Genomic DNA, 21,897 nt, shown 5'->3' on the forward strand with positions numbered 1-21,897 from the left:
AGCTTCTTTAAAGGAAAAATAAAGGTTTATAAAGAGAATATAAAAAACTATAAACAGCTAAAAAACAAAGTTAAAGGCTGTTGCCTGGGTATTGACACCCGGCAGCAGCCTTTAACTTTGTTGTAAAAGAAGATATGCAAAAATAAAGTCAGCGTTGTGCCGCCCGGGGAAGGCTGAATCTTATCCCCAAACCGCCATATTCGGAAGAGTAGGCAATAATTTCGCCCCCGTGATGTTCAATAATCGATTTACAGCTTGCAAGCCCCAGCCCCAGCCCGCCCTTTTGGATTTGCCGCGATTTATCCACAGTGAAAAATTTGAGGAACAGAGAAGAAATATCCTTATCCGGCACTCCCATTCCATTATCTTCGATTTGGAAATAGGCATAACGTTCTAGCGGGTATCCGGTCATATACACTTTCAGCTTATTCTTCCCTCCATATCTTACAGCATTGCTAAAGAGGTTGCCGAAAACCCGGCGGATCATCGGTTCATTGACCATTAGCAATATATTTTCCGTGAATGAATGACGGCAAGTCAGCTCGTAGTCAAGTCCCGCCAACTCGTACTCATATTCAAGAGCAATTTTTTCAAATAATATTGATGCTTGTACAGGTTTAGCTACCATGGATTCCAACTCCAGTTTTTCTTTGGTGAAGCTGGAGAAATCATTGATGAGTTCGACCATATATTCTGACTTCCCTTGAATCAAATCATAATATTCCTGCTTTTCAGTTTCCGGTAGGTCCTTGTGTGTAGCCAGCAGTTCAGTAAAACCGTTAATAGATGTCAGGGGTGTTTTCAAATCGTGGGCGATTGCCGCAATCATATCGGCTTGCTCTCTGTGGGCGAGTTGAAGCCTATGCTCCATCTTATTGAAGTGCTTATAAAGTTCTCCGATCTCGTCATTACTCCTCAATGCTAACGGAGGCATGGGATGTACAATATTTACTTCTTCCAGCCTGGTATTCAGAAGCCGAATGGGCTTCTCTATGCAAAAATAAATATAGATAATCAGAATAATAAATATACAACAAGCGATGGCGAATATGGGCAAAAGCAATGCTATATATCGTGAGTCCAACAATGTACCGCGTATAGGGGAATATACTGCAAAGACAAACTTTAAGTACATTCCAATGGAAAACATAAGAATTAGAAGCATCAGCAGGAATAAGAGGGGAAGTTTTATTTTCAGTTTCATACTATTGCTCTCTTTCCGTATATTTATATCCTATGCCCCATATGGTTTTAATAAAGTTATGATCAGGCCCTAGTTTCTTACGGATATTTTTGATATGGACCGTTACGGTATTTATTTCTCCGTATTCGTCTCCCCAGACCTTCTCATAGATCTGCTCACGACTCAATACCTGATTGGGGTGACACATAAGAATAGACAAAATTTGAAATTCTTTCGTTGATAAGTCGAGCTTCCTGCTATGCAGGAATACTTCAAACGTCTTATCGTTCAAAATGAGCGGAGCATCCGCCTTTTCGCTACTGGGACTAAGTTCATCCCACTCTTTAAACAGTCTGTCCATTTTTCTGAAGTGGGCCTTTATCCTGGAGGCAAGCTCCTGAATACTGAAAGGTTTGGTCATGTAATCGTCTGCTCCTATTTCGAGCCCAACGATTTTATCAATGTCCTGATCACGCGCACTTAAAAACAGAATTGGAACATTATAAGATTTTCGGATACATCTGCAGACATCAAATCCATCCATATCAGGCATCACTATATCAAGAACGATGAAATCAATATGGTTTTCTTCCAATGCAGATAGGGCTTCTTTCCCAGAACATGCCGAAATTATTACAAATTGCTCGTACCTTAAACTCTTTGTGATGAGTTTTACAATTTCTTCATCGTCGTCTACAACTAATATCGTTTTTGGCATCTTTATACCTCCCAACCTCTTTAAATAGACTTCATTTATAACACAAGAGCCGTATGGACTTGAATTGACAAAAAAATGGAGCTCAAAGCGCCTTCCAGTTCCGGATACGCTTGAATAAGAGCTTGAGCAACGCCATTTCAAGTTCCAGGATTCTTTGGTACCGGCTATTGTAGGCTATTCTTAAACACTTGATGATCAGAATTACGCAAACGAATCTGGTATAAATAATATTCTCTTCATCTTGTTGATGCAATCGTCCACTTCGTAAATAGAATCAAAGCATAAATATTGAATTACCAAGATTTTATTTCTCCTTGTTAATCTATCCAGAGTGTCTCTGTGCTCTGTATACACATACTCCATTAACGAGATCTCATTTAGTATTATTAGGTCAGCCAGATTACAGGGATGAAATTTTGTATACTTGGAGAGGAATTAATTCAATAAATGGTGTTTAGGGACCAATCAGAATGGATAGAAATAGGGGGAATTTTGATCATTATTTAGAGGAATAAAGCCTAGTTTAAATAATTCGAACAAAAAAACCCTTATTAATCAAGGGTTTTAGCATTTTAGTATGGTCGAGACGACAGGATTTGAACCTGCGACCTCTTGCTCCCGAAGCAAGCGCTCTACCAAGCTGAGCCACGTCTCGTCATTCCAGGTTAACTGGTTGTTAACCGCAGGGTTGTTCTAAACAATCCACATTATACGCCTGCAAGTAAGCGCTGTAAATAATCATTTTGCTGCTTCATTTCGTCCTATTCTCTACCCGAGATTGACAGAAATAGGGGCGCTGGCTATACTTGAAATGTTAAAATGCAAATCGGAAAAAACGTTGATGAAATGAAGTACGCCGGAGATTGGCTTGGATCAGAGAAGAGGTTCCTTTACGATAGTTTTCGTAATTGGCTGTGAGAACCTTGAAGACAGGCCGGCAGAAAGCTGATTTCGGAGTGCGGGGACAATCCCGCCGGGGGCGCCCGTTAACAGCCGCACAAGGCGATCGTCTGATCATGGTCCGTGACTTCACGGATATTGGCGATAACCAGGGTGGTACCGCGATAATCATCGTCCCTGAATTTATTCAGGGGCGTTTTTTTGTTTTTAATAACTATGAGACAGGGGCTGTACATGATGAAAGCAAGTGAAATCCGTTCCAAATGGCTGCAGTTTTTTGAGAGCAAAGGCCACCGTATCGAGCCGAGCGCATCGCTCGTGCCGCATAATGACCCGTCGCTGTTGTGGATCAACGCCGGGATGGCTCCGCTGAAGGCGTATTTTGACGGCCGGGAAATCCCGGAGAATCCGCGTCTGACCAATTCGCAAAAATGCATTCGTACCAACGATATTGAGAATGTAGGCAAAACGCGCCGCCACCATACATTCTTTGAAATGCTGGGTAACTTTTCCATTGGTGATTATTTCAAGGAAGAGGCTATAACCTGGGCTTGGGAGTTTCTGACCGGCAAGGAATGGATTGGCTTTGATCCGGAACGTATTTCCGTAACGGTATATGCTGAGGATGAAGAAGCCTTCAAGCTGTGGAATGAAAAGGTCGGCCTGCCCGCAGAGCGCATCATTAAGCTGGGTGACGACAACTTCTGGGATATCGGTGAAGGCCCTTGCGGCCCCTGCTCGGAAATCTTTTATGACCGCGGCGAAGCCTACGGCAGCGACATGTCCGATCCAGAAATGTATCCGGGCGGGGAAAATGAACGCTGGCTCGAAGTGTGGAACCTCGTATTCTCGCAGTTCAACCATAACAAGGACGGCAGCTATACGCCGCTTCCGAACAAGAACATTGATACCGGTGCAGGTCTGGAACGCTTCGCGTCCATTCTGCAGGATGTGGATTCCAACTTTGACACCGATCTGTTCCAGCCGATCATCCAGAAGACGGCCAAGCTTGCAGGTGTAACCTACAAGGACAACCTGGAACAGGATATTGCACTGAAAGTAATCGCCGACCACATCCGGACTGTAACGTTTGCTGTAGGGGATGGCGTGCTTCCTTCCAATGAAGGCCGCGGCTACATTATCCGCCGTCTGCTCCGCCGCGCGGTGCGATACGGGAAGACACTTGGTCTAGACCGTCCATTCCTGTTCGACCTTACGGAGACTGTGGGCGAAGTGATGGGTGTCTACTATCCATCCGTTGTCGAGAACCGAGAATACATCGCCAAAATCATCCGTACTGAGGAAGAGCGTTTCCATGAAACGCTGTCTGACGGTCTGGCCATCCTGGGCGAGATCAGCGCCAAAGCAAAGGCTGACGGGCTCAGTTCCATTGCCGGCGCCGATGCGTTCAAACTGTATGATACTTATGGCTTCCCGTTTGATCTGACTGAGGATTTCGCCTCCGAGCAGGGCCTCACCGTGGACCGCGAAGGCTTCGACGCCGCCATGCAGGAGCAGCGCGACCGTGCCAGAGCCGCCCGTCAGGACGGCGGTAGCATGAAGGTTCAAGGCGGACCGCTGGCTGAGCTGACGGTTAAAAGTGAATTTGTTGGTTATACTGACACCGTAGCAGAGTCTAAAATATTGGCTATTGTTGCAGGCGGTACATTGGTGGACATCGCAGGCGAAGGTACCGATTGCCAGGTTATCCTGGAGTCCACGCCATTCTATGCTGAAAGCGGCGGCCAGGTCAGCGACACCGGTCTTCTGACCGGAGGTTCGGTGACAGCCAAGGTAACAGGACTGTTCAAAGCTCCGCACGGTCAGCATGTTCATATGGTTACTGTGGAAGCCGGGGAGCTGAGAGTGGGCGACAGTGTCCGCGCCGAAGTGAACCGGGAGCAGCGTGAAGATATTGTTAAGAACCATACGGCAACTCACCTGCTGCATAAAGCACTCAAAGAAGTGCTTGGCGGTCACGTGAATCAAGCCGGCTCTTTAGTAGAAGGCGCACGTTTGCGTTTTGACTTCTCACACTTCGGCGCAATTACGCCGGAAGAGCTGAGCGACATTGAACACCGGGTGAATGCGCAAATCTGGCGCGGCCTGGATGTAGTCATTGAGAACAAGCCGATTGACGAGGCCAAGGCTATGGGTGCCATGGCACTCTTCGGCGAAAAATACGGCAACATCGTGCGCGTGGTTCAGGTTGGCGATTACAGCCTTGAGCTGTGCGGCGGTATCCATGTTTCGAACACCTCGCAGATCGGGATCTTCAAGCTGGTCAGCGAGAGCGGCATTGGCTCCGGGGTCCGCCGGATCGAAGCGGTAACCGGACGTTATGCGTACCAGTTCACCGAAAGCCAGCTGGATCTGCTGAAGCAATCGGCAGGACTGCTGAAGTCTTCGCTGAACGATGTGCCAAAACGGATTGAAGCGCTGCATGCCCAGGTCCGTGAGCTGTCCCGTGAGAATGAATCCCTGCAATCTAAGCTGAGCGCAACCTTTGCTGCCGAACTGACCAGCAGTGTGAAAACGGTAGGCGGCGGTACACAGCTGCTCGCGGTTGCCGTTCAAGCTGGTAATATGGACGCGCTTCGCTCGACTGCCGATGAATTGAAATCTAAGCTGCCGGATGCTGTACTTGTGCTGGGTGCGGCTATGGACGACAAAGTCAACTTTGTTGTATCGGTTCCGCAGGACCTCGTCAAAAAAGGCTTCCACGCCGGTAAGCTGGTGAAGGAAATCGCAGCGGTATGCGGCGGCGGGGGCGGTGGACGTCCGGATATGGCGCAAGCCGGAGGCAAGGATGCATCCAAGCTGGGCGAAGCTCTTCTGAAAGCCGAGGAGCTTGTAGCCGCTCAAGGTTAAGCGGTAAAAGTGACGGAGCAGGTTTCGGGTCTGCTGCATAACGCCAGGAATCACTGGATTTTGCAGCTGCAGACAGATGGATATGGAAATCGGAAATGAGGGTTACCGCAGCGGTACTGAGAGCAATATATCAGTACCGCTGCTTTATTCACGCAAAGCTGGAAAATGTATATTTTTTGTCAATATTCACTTTCAGCGAACATCTGCAATAGCTTAAAACCCAAAAAAATCTCTATTTTTGTAGATGAAATACCAAAAAAAGCGTTACCATGATGGCAGGATTTCCTCGTTGGGCCATGAATATGTTATGATGAGGGCAGCAAGTCAGCTGTACAGCAGCAACTTTGCGAAGCCGCCCAATAAGCGGGTGATTTTGCAGAAGGAAGGTGTCACAAATGGACTCCATGGACAAAACGGTCAAATTCAATGTAAAGGGCGATGAGAAGGAAGCCTCCTCCCAGGAAATACTGCTCGCAGTATACGATGCGCTGGTGGAGAAGGAATACCATCCCATCAACCAGATCGTAGGGTATCTTATTTCTGGAGATCCGGCTTACATTCCGCGCCACAACAATGCGAGAAGTTTGGTCCGGAGGAAAGAACGTGATGAGCTGATTGAGGAACTGGTTCGTTTCTACCTCGCCAATCATCGGGTGGATCATCCGAAATGATGAAGAAGCTGGGTCTGGATTACGGCGACCGCAGAATCGGAGTTGCCACAAGTGATATTTTTGGATGGACAGCACAAGCTCTAGAGACGATTGAGCGGCGCGGCAACGGAAATGAGTTCCTGCGTATCCGCGAACTGGTCAAGGAACATGAGATTGGAGAGATTGTAGTTGGCCTTCCGAAGAATATGAACGGCTCAGTAGGACCCCGTGGTGAAATCTGCATCGAATTTGCCGATAGGCTTCGGGAAGAACTCGAAATGCCCGTACACCTTTGGGATGAGCGTCTGACGACGGTATCTGCTGAGCGGATGCTGATTGAAGGGGACGTCAGCCGGAAGAAACGCAAAGGGATTGTAGACAAAATGGCTGCAGCCCTGATTTTGCAAAATTTTTTGGATGCTAACAGTAAAAGGTGAGGGGTGTGTTAGATTGACAAACGAGCAGATTGGCCAAGAAGAAGAACCGGAAATTATCTACATTCCTGATGAGGAAGGTAATGAAGAGGAATTTGAGGTCATTATGAAATTTGAAGTCGACGGTTCGGATGCCAAGTATATGATGGTGGTTCCGCTGGATTCCGAGGATGAAGAGAGCGATGAGGTGTATGCGTTCCGTTATGAAGAAGACGGTGATGATCTTCAGCTCTTTATGATCGAGAATGATGAGGAATGGGCAATTGTTGAAGAGACCTTCAATACGTTGGTAGATGAGCTAGACGGAGGAGCGGAGAATGACTGATTTTTCCGCCGATCAGGTAGTTTGGACTTCAAAGCTCAAAGAAGTATATGGAGAAACAGTGGAACTGGAAGACGAGCAGGGTAAATCTTCCGTTTACGATATTATTGCCGAATTTGAAGTTGGTGACCGCGCGTATGCGGTGCTTACCGGTTCCGGGAGAGCCGCCGAACAGGAGATTCTGCGGATTGTGGTTTCGCCTGACGGGCTTCCCGAACTGGAGAGCATCGTGGATGACGAGGAATGGGAAAATGTCAACGAGCTGTATGACGAGCTGACTTTTCCCGCTGACGTGAGCGAATAAGCTTCCATATGTACGCTATAGCAAGGAGTGGCACGGAAGAGGGCGGGGATTTTTCCGCGCTCTTTTTGCTTGAAATAGAAGTTTTGGAGAAAAGGAAGCCGCTTCTTTCGGAGGACGGTGAAGCCGTTTCCACTTGTGCAATGCATATGTCCGCAAAAATATATGTTGAATTTGAGACAATACAATTTTATACTTTATAGTCGGAAAGTGAGGAGTGACATTTGAAAGCTGCAATCCGCACCTTGGCTCTTATTATCCTTTTGCTGGCTGCAATCGGCGGGGGAGGAGTCTGGTACATCTGGAATGGCATGCAGCCGGTGAAGCCGGCAGGCCCGCCGGTAACCTTTACGATTGAGAAGGGTATGGGCAGCGCGAAAATTGCCGACCTGCTCGAACAAAACGGCATTATACGCAAAGGATTATTTTTTAGAGGCTATCTGAAATGGGTCAAGGAAGGGTCCAGCTTCAAGGCAGGCACATATACCGCCAGTCCAGGCGACACCTATGATTCACTCATTGCCCGCCTGAATGCAGGGGATGTGGTGAAGAAGGATACTGTTTCATTTACGATTCCGGAGGGATATACGGCCAAGCAGGTTGCTAAAAAGCTTGCTGCAGCCTGGAATCAGAAACCCGAAGTATTCCTGAAAATTATAGATTCTGGAGCGGGTCTTGAAGCCGTGGGCAGACTGGGTATTCCTGAAGACAGCAAGCTTCGCCACCGCCTGGAGGGATACTTGTTTCCGGAGACGTATGAGCTTGTGAAGGAGAGTACACCGGAGCAGGTTGTTGAAGCGATGCTGGAGCAGCTTGAGAAGAAGCTGGACAGTATTAAAGGCTGGCAAGGCAAGCTGAAGAACCGCGGACTCTCCTTGCATGAACTGCTGACAGTGGCCTCGCTTGTAGAGCGTGAGGTCGTAGTGGACAGTGAACGTCCGATTGTGGCCGGAGTGATCTATAACAGGCTGGATAAAGGGCAGAAACTGGAGATCGATGCGACTGTTCAATACCTGCTGGACAAACAGAAGCAACGGCTGTATGAGAAGGATCTGAAGGTCAATAGTCCTTATAATACCTATAAAAACGAAGGTCTGCCGCCTGGGCCGATCAGCAGTCCCGGTCTTGCATCCATTGAGGCGGCCCTGACGCCGGAAGCTTCGGATTATTATTTCTACGTAACCAAAAAGGATGGCTCACAGGGTCATTTATTCGGCAGGACCTATAAGGAACATTTAGCCAATATCAAAAAAAGTGAACAAAATTCGCAGTAACCTATTAAAATAGAGTGTGATGCGGTTTGAACCGCGAAGTAGGAGGGTGCAACATGAATAACAAACCGGAGCTGCTGGCGACAGCCGCTTCCTTGGAAGAAGCAGCGGTGCTGCTGGAGGCCGGGGCAGATGCGCTGTTGATTGGCGATGACCGCTTTGGCATGCGTCTGGCAGGCCATTTCTCGCTGGAGGATACCGCGAAGGTCGTCAAGCTGGCTCACGCCAAAGGCTGCAAAGTCTACGCAGGCCTGGGCGGTCTAATGTCGAACCGGCTGCTGGACGAGCTTCCCACTTATGTAAAAGCCATTGGGGTACTGGGTGTAGATGGCATCGAATTTGGTGATCCGGCTGTGCTCGCCGCAGTGAAGACGGAAGCGCCGGGACTGAAGCTGCACTGGAATGCAGAAATGACTTCAACCAACTATGCAACCGCCAATTACTGGGGCCGCAAGGGTGCTTCGCGGGTTGTTCTAGCCCGTGAGCTGAACATGGATGAAATGACAGAAATGGTGCCCCTGCTGGAAGTTGAAGCCCAGGTGCAGGTACACGGCATGACGAATATTTATCATTCCAAGCGCAAGCTGGTCGCAAGCTACATGGCCCACCAGGGCCGTCCGAGCGACGGCGGAAGCCTTGGCAAGGAGCGCGGACTGTTTCTGATCGAAGCTGAACGCCCCAATGAAAAGTTTCCGATATACGAGGATGAGAATGGCACGCATATTATGAGCTCCGATGATATTTGCATCCTGGAGGATGTTCATTTTCTCCTGAAGGCAGGAGTGCAGAGTCTGAAGATTGAAGGACTCCTGAAGCCGGTTGCCTACAACGCAGCCGTCGTTAAGGCTTATCGACATGCGATTGACCTCTACACTGCCAATCCTGAAGGCTATGCCTTCCAAGAGGATTGGATGGACGGCATACGTGCGCTGCAGGACCCTGAGCGTGAGCTGTCCTTCGGCTTTTTCTACAAGGAACAGGTATATTGAAAAATAATAAAAAAGTCAATGACTCAGCTTTTTAAAATAGATCTATAAGCAACATTCAGGTGTAGCAGCGGAGGGGAAGTTTGGAACTGTAGGAGCGTCAGAGCCCGCCTTTAGGTTTGGATTTCTACTGCGGCCAGCGGTTAAATTCAGGAAATCCAAACCTAACAGCGGCCGGAGGTCCAAACATTCCCCGCAGCTGCGTTCAACACCAAAATGTAAGGTTTTTAGCTATTTTAACTGGTGAGACAATGGAGGGGAGAACAGGAATGGGAACCATGACCAAGCCGCAGCACAAGGGCAAACGTTACCGTCTGGACAAACCGGAGCTCCTTGCTCCGGCGGGCAATCTGGAGAAATTGAAATTCGCCGTGCATTATGGTGCGGATGCAGTATATATTGGGGGACAGAAATACGGCCTGCGCTCGGGAGCGGATAATTTCAGCTTCGAGGAGATGCGCGAGGGTGTGGAATTTGCCAAAAAATACGGCGCCAAGGTCTTTGTCGCTACGAATATTTATGCCCACAATGAAGATATCGCAGGGATTGAAGAATACCTGCGTAACCTATATGAAGCGGGGATCGCTGCCATTATCGTGGCCGACCCTGCCATCGTCGATACCGCCCGCCGCCTGGTGCCGGGCCTTGAAGTTCATCTGAGCACCCAGCAGTCCACACTCAACTGGCAAGCCGTATCTTTCTGGAAGGAAGAAGGGCTTCCGCGTGTCGTCCTCGGCCGCGAAACGAGCCTTGAGGAAATCGCCGAAATCAAACAGCATGTCGATATTGAAATCGAGAGCTTCATCCATGGAGCGATGTGCTCCTCGTACTCCGGCCGTTGCGTGCTGTCTAACCACTTCACGGACCGCGATTCGAACCGTGGGGGCTGCTGCCAGTCCTGCCGCTGGAAATACGATCTGTTCGAGGATGCCCGCCCTGAAGGCACTTGGGTATCCGAGGAGGAACAGGCCCAGGCACAGCAGTCTCCTCTGCCGCTGCAGCCGGGAGTAACCCAGCTTCCCCTGCATCAGCCGGAGGATAACCCGTTCTCGATGGGTTCCAAGGATTTGTGTATGCTGGAGAGTATTCCCGAGCTGATCGAAGTCGGCATAGACAGCTTCAAGATTGAAGGACGGATGAAGTCGATCCACTACGTGGCGACGGTTGTCAATGCCTACCGCAAAGCCATCGATTCCTATATGGCTGACCCTGAAGGGTACGTACTGAAGCCGGAATGGCTGGAAGAGCTGCAAAAGGCGGCGAACCGTCCGCTGAACACCGGATTTTTCTACGATACGCCGGATCATGAGGATCATATTTATGAGCCGGAAGAAAAGGCTGCGCCTTATGACTTCGCCGGACTGGTGCTGGAGTACGATGCGGTTAGCGGAACCGCGCTGATTCAGCAGCGCAATCACTTCAAGCCAGGGCAGGAAGTGGAGTTCTTCGGACCTGACAATACGTTCTTCAAACAAACAGTAGGCGAGCTGTGGGACGAGGAAGGTCAGCCGCTTGATGCGGCACGTCACCCGCTGCAGCGGGTACGAATGAAGGTCGATCAGCCTGTGGCTTATTTCGACATGATGCGCAAGAAGAAATAGTGTGTTTGTGAGTTTGTTTTGTGTTCTTTACAGGAATGCACCTCATATTGAGGGGCATTCCTTTTTGGTATATAGAATAAAATGGAAAATGACTAAAATATATAAAGATTCTGTGGTAATTTCTAAAGAAAACTAAGAAATTGTACCTACACTGCCGATATAAATAAGAGCGAACGCTTACATATGTCTTCTAATCTAACTGGCAGGTGATTATGATGGTTGCTCCTAAACGGGAGAGCAATGGGGAAGAGCGGAAAGAGAGAAGGATGAAATTGACAAAGAAGAATAAGACCAACAAGAAACAACCGTCGAACGTCCAGAAATCTGATACAAACCTTACAGATGAAGTACAGGAAACAGTAAAGAAGGCTGCCCCAACTAATAAACGTATAGGCTCAGGTCTTTCTGCTAAGGGAATGCTGCATGGTTCCGTAAGTCAGATCAAGAGGGTCAATCCTAATAAGTCGGTTGGGGTCAAGCTGTTCTTGATCTTTTTATCCTCCATTGTGGTAGTTGTACTGGCTCTGGGGCTATTGTCCTATAGTAAAGCTAAGAACACGATTAAGAATAATGTGTCGGAAGCTAACCGCCAGACGATTATTCAGACCTCGGAGAAGCTTGATATTACACTGAAGCAATATGAAAATTTGGCCATGCAGCTCTTTTTTGATCCGCAAATGCAGAACAATCTGACAGATCTGGCCTCTGCAGAATCCAGTTACGATAAATTCGTGGCTACGGATGCGATGAATAAAAAGCTTTCCAGCCAGACGACTACAGACTCTAATATTGTAGCGATTACACTGATTCCGACTTCCAAAGATTTTGATATTGTTTCAAGTGGAAGCTCCAGCATGAAGCTGGACAGTGTCAGAGATCAGGCATGGTTCAAAACAGTGGTTGCAAATGCCGAGAGCTACAAGAGCTATTATTCCGGTGAGGAAAAATCGGCACAGAACTATTGGTTCCCTACATCCGTAGCAGGAGAAAACGGGAAGAATATTGCGATGGTCAGATCACTAAAAAATCTTGGAGCCAATTCAGGATATGTGATTATGCTTGAACTGAAGAATACACTGCTGGAGGAAGCCTTCAAGAGCGTAACACTTGGAGACGGCTCACGGATTCAGCTCGTTGCACCTGACGGGACCGTAGTGGCTTCCTCCATTCCTGAAGAGGATGGCAAGGTATCGGAGCTTGGATTTATTAAAGAGAGCAAGACCAACAGTAAGAGCCAGGATGCCACGGACGCAAAAGGCGAAGATGTTCTGGCTGTCTACAGTCCTATGGCCAAAGCGGACTGGAAGCTGACAGGTATTGTCCCTACCGGTGAACTGGTGAAGGCTGCAACTCCAATTCTGTTCACAACCTTTCTGGCTGCTGCTGCTGCTGCGCTACTGGCCGTGCTGGTCGGTATTGGGATGGTACGGATGATTGCCCGCCCGCTGGCCCGGTTGAAGGATCTTATGGTCGAAGGTGCAAAGGGCGACCTGAGCGTACGCACCGAATATGTATCCAAGGATGAAATTGGTGAACTGTCGGCATCCTTTAATACGATGATGGAGCGGATCACCGAACTGGTTGCCCAGACAACGGATACCGCACGTGAAGTGCTGGAAACCGCTGGTGAACTTGGTGATGCTTCACGCAAGACAGCGATTTCCGCGAAGGAAATTGCGGCAGCTACGGAAGAGATTGCCGGTGGCGCAGGAAGCCTTGCACAGGAGGCTGAACGTGGCAATGAGCTTACGGATCTGATCGGAACTCAGATGCAGAGCGTCATCGCAGCGAACGCCGAGATGGATGAAGCAGCCCGCGGAGTGGGAGAAGCCAGCGGTCAAGGTGCGAAGCAACTGGAAGAGTTGCTGACGCAGACCAGCCGTACTGGTGAGATGACTACTGCACTGGTTGATCGGGTCAACAATTTGAAAGAAACGGTATTCTCGGTCATCAAGGTGCTGGATGTGATGAAGAATATTACACAGCAGACGAACATCCTCTCGCTCAATGCGACGATCGAGGCAGCAAGAGCTGGTGAAGCAGGACGCGGATTTATGGTTGTAGCTGATGAGGTCCGGCAGCTGGCTGACCAATCCAAACAGTCCATCGCCGTTGTAGCCGGCATTACCGATAAGATTATTACGGAAATGAATGAGACAGTGGCAGTGTTGTCCGAGGTTGCACCACTCTTTAAACAGCAGATGAGTTCGGTGAAGAGCACCAGTGATATCTTCGTATCCGTACAAGGGCAAATGGAAGATTTCATCTCCAGTCTGGAGTCGGTTACCGGAGCCATTGACAGTCTGAATCATTCGCAGGGCGTCTTGTCGGATGCCATGGGTAATGTAAGCGCAGTGGCCCAGCAGTCCTCGGCCACTTCGGAAGAGGTTGCTTCCCTAAGCAATGAACAGCAGAATGTCAGCGATCAGCTCGTTGCACTCTCCGGCAAACTGGAAAGCGTCTCAACCCAGCTGAAAGATAAGCTCTCCCTGTTTACGATTTAATAAAGATTAAGAGTTTCTAACCTCTAGTGAACAAGCGTTCCGCAAGCCGGCAATCGGCAGCGGGGCGCTTTTTTTTGCAAGATATTCAACGCTTGGTAATGTAATTTCCTTGTACATCAGGGAACTAACACGTATAATTATTTTGTTAGGGGATTGTTATTTTTTCTTGAATTGTTAGGTGAAGCTGGAACAAGGAGAAGGACCGAATGAAAGTAAAACGCAGTCACACCTGGTGGTCCTATGTGGGGGACATGAGCATGGAACGTAAGCTACTCCTCGTCTTCCTGATTATTATTACACTTCCGCTTTCGTTCATCAGTGTGATCAGCTTCAAGAGCTACTCCGAATCGATTCAGGCGAACACAGTTGCCTATTCAGAGAAGCTGATTGATCAGATGATGGATTCTATTGATGACTATATTGAGGATATGAAACGGATTTCGTCCATGCCTGCCTATGTTAACGATATCAAGCAGAATTTGATCCGCTCGAACCGCTATTATGAACAACAACAGATGATGGAGAGCAAAGGGAGCAGCACACAGGTTGCTCCTGGCGATTTTGATTTGCTGCTGTCCATTCAGCGGGGCATTGAAGGGAATATCTCTTTCATTAACAATATTAAGCGGGGAACCAACTCGGTATATATTTTCGACGGCTACGGCAATGGATATTATTCTGCCAAGGATGGCGGTGTACGTCTGGACCTGAAACAGAGCTACAAATTTTGGAGCGAGAAGGCCAAGAATTCCAGTGGCGAGGCGCTGCTCTTTGGCACCCAGGCGTATACGAGCAATCTGCAGAGCACCCGCTATGCTTTTACTGTGGTCCGCAAAATTGTTGACGGGCTGTGGAATCCGATTGGACTGATTGCAGTGGAAGCCAACATCAGCAATCTGGAAAATCAGGTGGCCGAACTGGATACCGTAACCCACGGGAAGTCAATCATAGTGGATGAGGACGGCAAAGTGATTTTTGACAGCGAACAGAGACTACTCACGACCGATATTTCCCATACCAGCCTGTTCCGTCAGGCTTCAGGCAATGCCGGGAGTTTTTATGATACCGTGTCAGGCAAGGAACGGCTTAATATTTATTCAAGCTCTTCCAAGACCAATTGGAAGGTCATCATTTCTATTCCTGTGGATGAGCTAACGCGCGGGGTGAAGCTGACCCGTAACGCTACCTTTGCCGCTACCCTGATTATTATCGTGCTGGCGCTGATCATTTCGATTATTCTGTCGTTTGCCTTAACCAAACCGCTAACCCAAATGATCGAGCTGATGAAAAAGGTGCAGAACGGCGATCTGGATGTGACTTTCCGCGTCAGACGGCGGGATGAGATTGGCCTGCTCGGCCATCAATTCAACCGGATGCTGGCCCGTATCCGGCAGCTGATTCAGGATATATACCGGATTGAGGAACAGAAGAAAGAGGCAGAGCTGCAGGCGCTGCAGAGCCAGATCAATCCGCATTTTATATACAATACATTGGAATCCATCCGTATGACTGCAGAGATCAATGATGACGTGGAAGCCGCGGATATGATCTCCATTCTGGGCAAGCTCCTGCGTTACAGTACCAGTGAGTTGTCCGGTATAACGACCATGAAGCAAGAGCTGCTGTATGTCCGTAATTATGTCGAGCTGCTGGGCTGCCGGTATCCCGGAAGGTTCGTGCTGCAGATCGATGTTCCCGAGACGCTGGACAACTACTCCATGATTAAGCTGGTTTTTCAGCCGATCATTGAGAATGCCGCCTACCATGGATTGGATGATACCAAGGACCAGATGCATCTGAGCATTAAGTGTGAAGTCACAGAGCAGAAGCTTCTGTTCCATATCCGGGATGACGGCTGCGGGATGGAACAGGCTACACTCGATAAGCTGAGCGACAGTCTGAAGCGTGAAATGCCTCCGAAGAAAAGCATCAATGGGGGCATTGGGATGAAAAATGTTCATCAACGGATTCAGCTTCATTATGGAGCAGCCTATGGCATTGAGGTCTTTAGCAAGCTGGGGGAAGGGACGGATGTGATTTTATCCCTGCCGCTTCTGAGTCCGCTCGACCAGGAAATGAAGGGAAGAGAATAGAGGAGGAGTCCGCTTGAAACGGATGAAATTACGTTGGCCCATGCACACCATTCTGCTGCTATTCCTGCTGTCTGCCGGCTGTGACGGCCGAGGCAATCCACAGGCCCTGCCCTCGCCAACCCCTGCCGGAGGTGAGAGACCATCGGAATTGTCCGGTACCATCGTAATGCTGACGAACCGGATTGATTTGATTGAGAATGGGACGTTCAAAGGCTACGCCGATAAGTTCAAAAAGAAATATCCGGGAGCTAATGTGGAATTTGAGGGGTTGTCCAATTATGCCACTGACATTCTGGTCCGTCTGTCCACCAAGGATGCGGGGGATGTGCTGCTGCTTCCGGTGAACCTGCCGGCTAAAGAGCTGGGACTTTTTTTTGAACCCCTGACCGATGAATTGGCTGCACAGGAGAAGTTCACCACCTTCGCCACGTATGACGGCAAAAGATATGGGTTGTCCACCGGCACCACTACGAGCGGAATTGTCTACAACAAGCAGGCTTTTAAAAAAGCCGGGATTGAGAAGGTGCCTCAAACGCTTAATGAATTCTATGCAGCCAGCGCCAAGCTGAAGCAGGCAGGCATTATCCCGCTCTATATGAATTACGGTGCTGTCTGGCCGCTGCGGGATTGGGGCGACAACCTGGTTAATTATATGTCAGGCAATCCTGATTACCTGAACAATATGGTGCATGAGGACAGTCCCTGGAGGATCGGTAATGAATGGGGCCGGGCGCTTGAGATTGCCAGGACGATGCTTGCCAAAGGTTATGTGGAGGATCAGCTGTTCTCGAATAACTGGGAGATCTCCAAGACCATGCTGGCCAAGGGGGAGGCAGGGATGTATCTTCAGGGCAACTGGACGATCCGCCAGATTCTGGATGCCGGTGCGAAGTCTGAGGATATTGGCTTTTTCCCGTTCCCTTATGATAATAATACCAGCCATAACGCCTTGTTGAATCCCGATTGGTTCATAGGAGTAAGCAGGTACAGCAACAACAAGGAGCTTGCGATGGCCTGGGTGAAGTTTTTTGTAACCGAAACCTCTTATACCACGAAATCAGGGTTTCTGCCGGCTGACGATACGGAGGAGCCCTCGATGCCGCAATACAGCGAGTTTCTCTCCTATCATCCCAAGCTGATCGAGGCTACTGTGCAGTCAGACGCCTTCATCGACATGTCGAACCGGGCGAAGCTGTCCTTCTGGTCGGGAGATTATATCCAGGAGCTGCTTGCCGCACCGGATTTACAGAAGGCTTTTGACGAATTAAATGAGAAATGGAAAGAAGCACGGGCAGGCCAGCAGGCTTCTCCCGGACCGCAGGCGGCGGCTGTACAATAAAGATAATCTGGAGGTATTTTCCTATGGCAAAAAAAGTGACCATGCAAAAAATCGCTGACCACCTCGGTGTATCCAAGTTCGTAGTCTCCAAATCGCTCTCCGGCAAAGGCGGCGTGAATGAAACCACCCGGGAGCGGGTCATTCAAGCCGCATCACAGCTGGGGTATTTTACCCAGAAGAATGCATATGTGCAAAATGTCAAACGTCCGTCTCCGGCGTCCGGCAGTGACCGGGGGAAGCAATCTGTGCTCGTGCTGATGCCGAATATCCGGGCGCAGACCCAGGACTCCCTTTATTGGGGGAAAATTATCGATGGCATCGCGCTGGCTCTCGATCAGGAGGGTCTCGGCATGGTCATTGTCTCGGAGCACCGCGCCGATAACTTTATCCATATTCTCAATCCGGGTGGTCTGCTCGGTCTGGTGGGGGTGGGGCAGATTTCCACTTCACTCCTGCTGGAGGTGCACCGCATCGGTCTTCCGATGGTGCTGATTGACCATGAGGACCCGCTGATTCCCAGCGATACTGTGTTCGCCAACAACATTGATTCTATGACCCGGCTCAGCAACCATCTGATGGGCATCGGACATACGCTGTTTCATTTTATCGGCAATATCCGTTATTCCCGGAGTTTCCGTGACCGCTGGATCGGCTTCCGCAGTGCCCTTGAGGAGAATGATATGAGAACGCCAGCCGGTGACGACGAGATGCTGCTCCTGGAGGGCATGGATGACGGCTCGTTCCGTGATGAATTCAAGCTCTGGATCACAAAACGCAAAAAAGCCAAAAGCCTGCCGACCGCACTTATCTGTGCCAATGACTCCACGGCCCTGGCCGTGTGTGAAGTCCTTAGAGAAGAAGGGATATCCATCCCCGCTGATATTTCAGTTACGGGTTTTGATAATATTGAGGATGCCATGCGCGGCGTTCCGCCGCTCACAACGGTACATGTACCCAAGGAAGCTATGGGCCGGGCCGCGGTAGAGAAGCTGCTGGGCCGTATCCACAACCCTTCTGCGCCACTGGAAAAAATTCTGATCTCCGCTGATATTGTCCACCGGGATTCGGTGACAGGACCGCGGGAGTAGCAGGTGCGGAATATGGAATTCGAGAAAATAAAGGAGGGGTGGATATGAGTTATGATGTACATATCACCAGGGCGGATCATTGGACCAATAGTGAGGCTAAGCCGATTTCTATAGAAGAATCCAAAGTCTATTTTGCCGCAAAAGCGGATTTCGAGTATATGAATAAGTTCTCGCACCAGACCCCCTTCGGAACTTTGACTATGGGCGGAGAGTTTTTCGTCTGGAATAGTAAGGATGGGAAGGTTCCATTTAGCTACCACGAGGGACGAATTACGGTTTCGCGAGCAGATGATTTTATTATCGGTAGGATGAAGCAGGTGGCACAAGAGCTGGATGCGATCGTTCAGGGTGATGAGGGGGAACTATACTAATTAGGATATTGAATAGTCCATCTGCTGCAGAAAGTACAATAGAACCGCCCCATTTTACCGCTAAAAGTGAATCTATTGTATTCTTTACATTATTCCGAAATCTGTTGTAAGAAATACAGCAGAAGTTGCTTAAGCATCGCTTGAAGCGCCTGTAGGATGCAAGCTTGCTATTTATCGTTCATGCACAGGGAGGTTGATAGAATGACAGCAGCACTTATAGACCCGACAACACACAAAGACTGGATGATGCCGCATTCGTTCCAGTGGTATGCCGGGCTGGGAAGTCTCACCGGGAAGTACGCCTATCCCTGGAATTCAACGATCACGGGGCCGGATGCAGAGCAGATATTTGCGCAGGAGGTCGCCGGAATGGTTCCGGGGAAAAAAGTGCTCGACGTTGGTTGCGGCCATGGCGATTTTACGGTTGGGTGGAGTCCTGTTGTCCAGCGCATAGTCGGCCTTGATGTTACAGCCGATTTTATACATACCGCTAACAGCACTGCCCCTGCCAATGTGTCCTTTGTTACGGCTAATACCAAGATCAGGCTCCCTTTTGAGCAGAATGAGTTCGATTGTGCTTATAACCGTAAAGGGCCTACATCCGCATACCCTGAGCTAACCAGAATTATTCGAAAAGGAGGACAGCTGATCGCCCTCCACCCCGGTGACCGGTTGTCTCCTGAATTGTCAATCCTGTTCCCTGGGTTGTATGGTCCACGGCAGGAAGGGACTCCCGTATTGGACAAGATTAAGCAGCGGCTTGATGCGAGCGGATTTGCTGAAGCTGAAATAGAGACGGTGCTCAGTACACAGTACCTGCATGGGCCTATAGACCTTGTACGCCTTCGCTGCTTTGGGCAAACGTCTGCCGTACATGAAATGGTTATGGAGAGCAGTCTGCCAGAGATCAGCCGGATCTTCGCTCAGCATCAGACTGCCCATGGCCTGCCGACCACGGTAGAATATTACATCGTGCGGGCTACAGTTTAGAGTAGTCGATGGCCGGGAAACGCTGCTGAAGCAGGATGGCAAATGGAGGGGGGAGATTATGAAACCGAAGTTAGTTCTGGTTGAGGGGCTACCAGGTTCCGGGAAAACAACAACGGCTCAAGTGGTTCATGAAATCCTTACGGAAATGAATCTTAAATCCCAACTGTTTTTAGAAGGGGATCTGGAGCATCCGGCTGATTATGATGGAGTCGCCTGTTTTACGAAAAGTGAATTTGATGAGCTATTGAGTACCCATGAAAAGTATAGGGATTTGTTGAGTAAACATGTGAATATACAAGGTAATAATTACTTCCTGGAATATCGGAAAATGAAAAATAAATTCGGGTCAACTTTCCCGGATGAATTACTGGATACAGTCGCCAAAACTGATGTGTATGAATTGCCGCTGGATCAGCACAGGAAAATCATAGCAGAGCGATGGGAGAAGTTTGCGGCAAATGTGATGAATGGCTCAGACACCTATATTTTTGATTGTTGTTTTATACAAAACCCTGTAACCATGGGGATGATTAAATATGGCACAAGGAGGCAAGACGTTATTAGTTATGTTACAGAACTGGCTACGATTGTTGAACGTCTGAATCCACTGTTGATTTACGTGAAGCAGAGCGATCCTGATTATTCATTCAGAAAAGCTGTTGAGGAAAGGCCGAAAGAATGGTCTGAGGGATTTATTGAATATTATACAAGCCAAGGGTATGGGAAAAAACAGGGTTGCACAGGGTTAGAAGGAACTTTACAGGTCCTGAAGGCAAGAAGTGGATTGGAAGAAGAAATAGTGAACAGCATCAAAATGGCCACGGAAATAGTGGATAACTCTTCTTATGATAAAAATGAATATAAGCAAATTTTAATGGGGATTGTATCACAACATTTCACTAACTTATAACAAAGGCGGCCCAGTGGAATTCCACGGGGGCCGCCTTTTACCTCTTCTTACTCTCTTATAAAAGAACTTCAGAAAACAACATTAAGGGTGAAGTAACGGAGGGGAAGTTTGGAACTGCAGGAGCGATAGCGACCGGAAGTCCAAACATTTCCCCGCAGTTACGTTCAACACCCGATATGCTAGGCTTTCAGGTTCATTTTAACATTCCGGTCAATCATTGCAATCCGCTGCTGCACGCACGCATAGGAGCGAAGCGGGTCTTCAGGTGTATTCAGCACATAATCCAGCATCTGGTCAACCGTTGTGGTAGCCACGTGGATGCGGGTGTCGGAGGATGCATAATAGATGTAGATGTCTCCGTTATCCCGTGCGATCACGCCGTTGCAGAATACAACGTTGGATACATCGCCAACACGTTCTTCGCCATCGGGAGCGATGAAATGTCCGCCTGGTGCATGCGTGACTTTATTAGGCTCTTCCAGATCGGACAGGAAGGCATACAGCACATAGCGCAGCCCTGCGGCGGTGTTACGGACACCGTGAGCAATGTGCAGCCAGCCGCGTGCTGTTTTGATTGGCGCCGGGCCTTGGCCGTTCTTCACTTCTTTGATCGTATGGTAATAACGCTGGTCCATGATGGACTCGCTGGTAATTACAGCGTTCTCGATGGTATCTGACAATCCCCAGCCAATGCCGCCGCCGGAACCGGCGTCGATGAATCCATCCTGCGGACGGGTGTAGAAGGCATACTTGCCGTCAACAAACTCAGGGTGCAGCACCACATTGCGCTGCTGTGCAGAGCCGGTCTTCAGGTCAGCAAGGCGTTCCCAGGTCTTAAGATCCTTGGTACGGGTAATACCGCATTGGGCGACTGCGCTGGACAGATCACCATGAGGGGCATCCGGGTCTTTGCGTTCGGTGCAGAACAAGCCGTAAATCCATCCGTCCGCATGCTTCACGAGGCGCATGTCATAGACGTTGATATCCGGGTCTTCCGTTTCAGGCAGCACTACCGGGTGATCCCAGAAGCGGAAGCCGTCCACGCCACTGTCGCTTTCGGCTACAGCGAAGAAGGATTTGCGGTCATTGCCTTCTACACGGGCAACAATATAAAATTTGCCGCTGAGCTCAATGGCTCCGGGATTGAAAATACCGTTAACCCCGATTCTTTCTGCGAAATAGGGGTTGGTCTCCGGATTGAAGTCGTAGCGCCAGATCAGCGGTGCGTGTTCAGCAGTGAGCAGCGGGTGCTGGTAGCGGTCATAGATGCCGTTGCCGTAAGGAACCTTCTCATTTTTGCGGCCAATCAATGCCTCGTAGCGCTCCGTAAGCTTCTGTTTGCGTTCTTGAAAGTTTGCAGTCATT

General features: G+C 49.1%; 19 protein-coding genes and 1 tRNA gene. 16 read left to right on the forward strand and 4 right to left on the reverse strand.

All coding sequences use genetic code 11. The features are described 5' to 3' along the window. Nucleotides 1–148: 148 nt before the first annotated feature. The 3 genes from A3844_RS24130 to A3844_RS24140 all read right to left on the reverse strand — a co-directional run bounded on the left by A3844_RS24130 (nt 149) and on the right by A3844_RS24140 (nt 2,556). Nucleotides 149–1,204: a HAMP domain-containing sensor histidine kinase gene (locus A3844_RS24130; protein ID WP_074108705.1), complete on the reverse strand. Its 1,056-nt coding sequence runs from the start codon at nt 1,202–1,204 to the stop codon at nt 149–151. 1 nt (nt 1,205) lies between these two features. Further along, nucleotides 1,206–1,901 (reverse strand): response regulator transcription factor, encoded by a 696-nt coding sequence (locus A3844_RS24135; RefSeq protein ID WP_074084727.1) that lies wholly within the window; start codon nt 1,899–1,901, stop codon nt 1,206–1,208. 578 nt (nt 1,902–2,479) lie between these two features. Continuing rightward, nucleotides 2,480–2,556: transfer RNA gene (locus tag A3844_RS24140), tRNA-Pro, on the reverse strand. A 268-nt stretch (nt 2,557–2,824) separates the two neighbouring features. On the opposite strand from A3844_RS24140, the gene A3844_RS24145 reads away from it, so the two are divergent. From A3844_RS24145 to A3844_RS24225, 16 genes are all read left to right on the forward strand, one after another. Beyond that, entirely contained in the window at nt 2,825–3,052 is a 228-nt protein-coding gene (locus A3844_RS24145) for a hypothetical protein (RefSeq protein ID WP_167374732.1), read from the forward strand. Further along, nucleotides 3,039–5,672, forward strand: coding sequence for an alanine--tRNA ligase (gene alaS, locus A3844_RS24150; RefSeq protein WP_074108706.1), 2,634 nt, complete (start codon nt 3,039–3,041; stop codon nt 5,670–5,672). Before A3844_RS24145 ends, alaS begins: the two co-directional genes overlap by 14 nt. Before the next feature lie 395 nt (nt 5,673–6,067). Continuing rightward, nucleotides 6,068–6,343, forward strand: a complete 276-nt coding sequence (locus A3844_RS24155) for an IreB family regulatory phosphoprotein (protein ID WP_074102099.1) — start codon at nt 6,068–6,070, stop codon at nt 6,341–6,343. Continuing rightward, nucleotides 6,343–6,759 carry a Holliday junction resolvase RuvX gene (ruvX, locus tag A3844_RS24160; protein ID WP_178381952.1) on the forward strand — a complete coding sequence of 139 codons (417 nt, stop codon included), beginning with the start codon at nt 6,343–6,345 and terminating at the stop codon, nt 6,757–6,759. The genes A3844_RS24155 and ruvX overlap by 1 nt, the downstream gene beginning before the upstream one ends. A 13-nt stretch (nt 6,760–6,772) precedes the next feature. Then, a complete protein-coding gene (locus A3844_RS24165) occupies nt 6,773–7,081 on the forward strand; it encodes a DUF1292 domain-containing protein (protein ID WP_038588104.1) in 309 nt (102 codons plus the stop codon). After that, entirely contained in the window at nt 7,074–7,382 is a 309-nt protein-coding gene (locus A3844_RS24170; protein ID WP_074084722.1) for a DUF1292 domain-containing protein, read from the forward strand. The genes A3844_RS24165 and A3844_RS24170 overlap by 8 nt, the downstream gene beginning before the upstream one ends. 221 nt (nt 7,383–7,603) lie before the next feature. Continuing rightward, nucleotides 7,604–8,653, forward strand: coding sequence for an endolytic transglycosylase MltG (mltG, locus tag A3844_RS24180; protein WP_074108707.1), 1,050 nt, complete (start codon nt 7,604–7,606; stop codon nt 8,651–8,653). Between the two features lie 53 nt (nt 8,654–8,706). Next, nucleotides 8,707–9,639: a peptidase U32 family protein gene (locus tag A3844_RS24185; protein WP_074084720.1), complete on the forward strand. Its 933-nt coding sequence runs from the start codon at nt 8,707–8,709 to the stop codon at nt 9,637–9,639. Nucleotides 9,640–9,905: 266 nt separating this feature from the next. Next, a complete protein-coding gene (locus A3844_RS24190; RefSeq protein ID WP_074084719.1) occupies nt 9,906–11,237 on the forward strand; it encodes a peptidase U32 family protein in 1,332 nt (443 codons plus the stop codon). 266 nt (nt 11,238–11,503) lie between these two features. Beyond that, nucleotides 11,504–13,741, forward strand: coding sequence for a methyl-accepting chemotaxis protein (locus tag A3844_RS24195; protein ID WP_244169841.1), 2,238 nt, complete (start codon nt 11,504–11,506; stop codon nt 13,739–13,741). 206 nt (nt 13,742–13,947) lie between these two features. Next, nucleotides 13,948–15,834 (forward strand): sensor histidine kinase, encoded by a 1,887-nt coding sequence (locus tag A3844_RS24200; protein WP_074108708.1) that lies wholly within the window; start codon nt 13,948–13,950, stop codon nt 15,832–15,834. Nucleotides 15,835–15,856: 22 nt separating this feature from the next. Beyond that, nucleotides 15,857–17,173, forward strand: coding sequence for an ABC transporter substrate-binding protein (locus A3844_RS24205; protein WP_074108721.1), 1,317 nt, complete (start codon nt 15,857–15,859; stop codon nt 17,171–17,173). Nucleotides 17,174–17,196: 23 nt separating this feature from the next. Then, complete coding sequence (locus A3844_RS24210) at nt 17,197–18,261, forward strand: LacI family DNA-binding transcriptional regulator (protein WP_074108709.1); 1,065 nt, start codon at nt 17,197–17,199, stop codon at nt 18,259–18,261. Nucleotides 18,262–18,305: 44 nt separating this feature from the next. Beyond that, on the forward strand, nt 18,306–18,632 hold the full coding sequence (locus A3844_RS24215) for a hypothetical protein (RefSeq protein ID WP_074084715.1): 327 nt from the start codon (nt 18,306–18,308) through the stop codon (nt 18,630–18,632). A gap of 201 nt (nt 18,633–18,833) precedes the next feature. Beyond that, nucleotides 18,834–19,622, forward strand: coding sequence for a class I SAM-dependent methyltransferase (locus A3844_RS24220; RefSeq protein WP_074108710.1), 789 nt, complete (start codon nt 18,834–18,836; stop codon nt 19,620–19,622). 58 nt (nt 19,623–19,680) lie between these two features. Beyond that, the gene (locus A3844_RS24225) at nt 19,681–20,532 is read left to right on the forward strand and encodes a P-loop NTPase family protein (protein ID WP_074108711.1); all 852 of its coding nucleotides are present in this window, start codon (nt 19,681–19,683) and stop codon (nt 20,530–20,532) included. A gap of 179 nt (nt 20,533–20,711) precedes the next feature. Here the strand turns inward: A3844_RS24225 and A3844_RS24230 are convergent, their stop codons facing one another. Next, nucleotides 20,712–21,896, reverse strand: coding sequence for a glycoside hydrolase family 130 protein (locus tag A3844_RS24230; RefSeq protein WP_074108712.1), 1,185 nt, complete (start codon nt 21,894–21,896; stop codon nt 20,712–20,714). Nucleotide 21,897: the final 1 nt, after the last annotated feature.

Source organism: Paenibacillus helianthi, assembly GCF_001909055.1.
Classification (GTDB): Bacteria; Bacillota; Bacilli; order Paenibacillales; family Paenibacillaceae; genus Paenibacillus_AQ; species Paenibacillus_AQ helianthi.

Coding starts and splice junctions, on each gene's coding strand:
- A3844_RS24130 (WP_074108705.1), bottom strand. CDS start 1,204: ATGAAACTGAAAATAAAACTTCCCCTCTTATTCCTGCTGATGCTTCTA.
- A3844_RS24135 (WP_074084727.1), bottom strand. CDS start 1,901: ATGCCAAAAACGATATTAGTTGTAGACGACGATGAAGAAATTGTAAAA.
- alaS (WP_074108706.1), top strand. CDS start 3,039: ATGAAAGCAAGTGAAATCCGTTCCAAATGGCTGCAGTTTTTTGAGAGC.
- A3844_RS24155 (WP_074102099.1), top strand. CDS start 6,068: ATGGACTCCATGGACAAAACGGTCAAATTCAATGTAAAGGGCGATGAG.
- ruvX (WP_178381952.1), top strand. CDS start 6,343: ATGAAGAAGCTGGGTCTGGATTACGGCGACCGCAGAATCGGAGTTGCC.
- A3844_RS24170 (WP_074084722.1), top strand. CDS start 7,074: ATGACTGATTTTTCCGCCGATCAGGTAGTTTGGACTTCAAAGCTCAAA.
- A3844_RS24185 (WP_074084720.1), top strand. CDS start 8,707: ATGAATAACAAACCGGAGCTGCTGGCGACAGCCGCTTCCTTGGAAGAA.
- A3844_RS24190 (WP_074084719.1), top strand. CDS start 9,906: ATGGGAACCATGACCAAGCCGCAGCACAAGGGCAAACGTTACCGTCTG.
- A3844_RS24195 (WP_244169841.1), top strand. CDS start 11,504: ATGAAATTGACAAAGAAGAATAAGACCAACAAGAAACAACCGTCGAAC.
- A3844_RS24200 (WP_074108708.1), top strand. CDS start 13,948: ATGAAAGTAAAACGCAGTCACACCTGGTGGTCCTATGTGGGGGACATG.
- A3844_RS24205 (WP_074108721.1), top strand. CDS start 15,857: ATGAAATTACGTTGGCCCATGCACACCATTCTGCTGCTATTCCTGCTG.
- A3844_RS24210 (WP_074108709.1), top strand. CDS start 17,197: ATGGCAAAAAAAGTGACCATGCAAAAAATCGCTGACCACCTCGGTGTA.
- A3844_RS24215 (WP_074084715.1), top strand. CDS start 18,306: ATGAGTTATGATGTACATATCACCAGGGCGGATCATTGGACCAATAGT.
- A3844_RS24220 (WP_074108710.1), top strand. CDS start 18,834: ATGACAGCAGCACTTATAGACCCGACAACACACAAAGACTGGATGATG.
- A3844_RS24225 (WP_074108711.1), top strand. CDS start 19,681: ATGAAACCGAAGTTAGTTCTGGTTGAGGGGCTACCAGGTTCCGGGAAA.
- A3844_RS24230 (WP_074108712.1), bottom strand. CDS start 21,896: ATGACTGCAAACTTTCAAGAACGCAAACAGAAGCTTACGGAGCGCTAC.